The sequence below is a fragment of the Paenibacillus ihuae genome (genome assembly GCF_001368795.1).
GTDB lineage: Bacteria > Bacillota > Bacilli > Paenibacillales > Paenibacillaceae > Paenibacillus_AQ > Paenibacillus_AQ ihuae.
This window is the reverse complement of record NZ_LN831205.1, coordinates 177,246-179,344: the sequence shown is the minus strand read 5'-3', so window position 1 is coordinate 179,344 and position 2,099 is coordinate 177,246. Positions and strand designations below refer to the sequence as shown.

General features: G+C 47.9%; 3 protein-coding genes. 1 reads left to right on the top strand and 2 read right to left on the bottom strand.

What is annotated here, in order from left to right; translation table 11 throughout:
• Positions 1-361 precede the first annotated feature (361 nt).
• Complete coding sequence (locus AQR02_RS31710; RefSeq protein WP_082452152.1) at positions 362-487, top strand: DUF4023 family protein; 126 nt, start codon at positions 362-364, stop codon at positions 485-487.
• A 127-nt stretch (positions 488-614) separates the two neighbouring features.
• Here the strand turns inward: AQR02_RS31710 and AQR02_RS29460 are convergent, their stop codons facing one another.
• Entirely contained in the window at positions 615-1,331 is a 717-nt protein-coding gene (locus AQR02_RS29460; RefSeq protein ID WP_054943867.1) for a stalk domain-containing protein, read from the bottom strand.
• Between the two features lie 355 nt (positions 1,332-1,686).
• Positions 1,687-2,099: GNAT family N-acetyltransferase (locus AQR02_RS29455; RefSeq protein ID WP_342447506.1), on the bottom strand; the 413-nt coding region annotated here is incomplete at its 5' end.

The window sequence follows — 2,099 nt, the reverse complement described above, 5'->3', positions numbered from 1 at the left end:
TTTTCGAGCTCGGCGTTGATGTTTCGCGGCCAGAAATAGAATATATCATGTATAAGAAAACAATGCAAGCTTTTTTTACTCTATATTTTATTTACCCACCCTTTCTGCAAAATATGTACTTTAATAATGATAATGGCTTGTTACTCCCCTTGAGATAACTTCCGGCCTCAGAAACCAGCCACAGGGTAAAACTAAAGCTTTACTGTACAAATTAAAGGTAAGCATAAGGCGGATAACCTCCGTCCATTCCCAGGACATGCTTAAGGGCGACTGTATCAATGCATCAAAAACATTCGAAATGGACATAGTAACGGCAGTTCTGACTAGACTATGCTCACAACCCTTTAGGAGGCAGACAGGTATGGACACGCACGAATTTGTGGAGAAATTCCAGGAGAACCAGCGGAAGGCAGAGAAGAATAAACGCCGGGGCAAAGGCTCCCCGGAAGCAAGACTGGCTAATAAGCAGCACAGCACAAACAAATAAACGAAGGTTAATAATTTACCACGTGAAACATTTACACTATTAATTCCCCAAAAAAAGCAGCAGCCTGTTCTGTGAATCCAGAACGGACTGCTGCTTTTCATCTTCTACAATATCCGCGTACCGCCGGTTATTTACTCAATTTTGCTACGTTTACAGCTACCTTCTCCAGCTTCGCTTTGCTTAGGGACTGATCCGGCGAGCTAAGTGTCACATAGCGGTCATCCAGCTTGAAGGTCAGCATCGGGATATCCGAAGGCGTATACCATTTGGCGCTTGTTCCATTCGCCAGCTTCACCGTAGTTCCGTTATAGTCATACGAGTAATCCCGCGGAGAAACATTCACACGCATATGCTTGAAGAGGAGGGACACACCGTCTTCACCGCCGCCCACACTTACGAAGCTGTCTCCGCTGATCATTTGTGCCGGTGCATAGGCCGTTTCAAAGCCCTGATAATCTGCGAATGCTTTGGTGATCTGTTCTTTTTGCGCGGCAGTATAATTTATTGGAGCTAAGGTGATGGCGGAGCCGTTATCCGGTAACGGATTGCCCGAACCGCTTCCGAGAACGACCTGATTGGCCGAAGCATTGAAGGTTACCGGTACATTCAGGGCATCCGCCAGTGCACGGACAGGAAGATAAGTAGTGTTGTTATAGGTAATCGGAGACAGTGTTTTGCCGTTTCCGTCTACCGGTGTATATGCTGCTCCGTTGACCTTGAAGCTGATGCTGTGATTCAGATAGGCGCTGATCTTCTGCAGATTGGTTCCTGCATACACACCAGCCGAGCCTGTAACTGCCATTCCGAACACCATCGTTGCTATGATCATCTTTTTGCTTTTCATTGAATATCGTCTCCCTTATAGTCGTGTTGGTTGTTTGTGTTGTTCTTTGCTATAAATCCATTTAACCATGAACTTATTTCTAACTTGTATCCGGATTGTAAAGAAGCATTTCGAATCCCTGCTATCTATAATTACCCTCTTTTCTGCAACAAAGGGAAGGCTGGTGTGATACAACAACAGCCCGTGCCAATCTCCAAAGGAGAATGGACCGGGCTGTTCTGGATAAGGCTCTGAATTAGCGGCTGCGGGAGACAGCAGTCTTATAGACCTCTGTATACAGGATCTCTCTGTATAATTGAAATTCACTTAGACGGATGGGCCGGGGATACGTCATAATGCGCAGCGGCAGATCGGGCTATCCGGTACGCAGCGGGGGCTGGACGTAATCATAAGGATTCAGGTGGAAGCCCAGCCGCTCATAAAATCCGATTCTGCGCTGCTCCAGCGCTCCAGACGGCGGCTCCACCTCCAGCAGCACCTGCTTGTCCGAACGGGCGAGATAGCTGTTCATCAGCTTATTGCCGATTCCGCTGCCGCGCGTAGCCGGGTTCACGGCGATATGCTCCACAAAACGAAGCAGCGGAAACTCCCATGCTGCTAAGAAGCCAATGATCCGGCCGGAAGCCTCCTGCTCGGTAAATATCCGGTAGCTGGGATTGTCCAGCAAAGCCTTCTGGCCGCCGTAGCTTCTCATCTCACTGACAGGAAATGAGGCTTCCATAAGGGTATAGATTTCATCAAAGGCTGAAGAATGCATATAGGCCTCCT

What these genes read in the sequence shown, in the direction of transcription:
- AQR02_RS31710 (WP_082452152.1), top strand. Translation starts at nt 362, where the DNA reads ATGGACACGCACGAATTTGTGGAGAAATTCCAGGAGAACCAGCGGAAG.
- AQR02_RS29460 (WP_054943867.1), bottom strand. Translation starts at nt 1,331, where the DNA reads ATGAAAAGCAAAAAGATGATCATAGCAACGATGGTGTTCGGAATGGCA.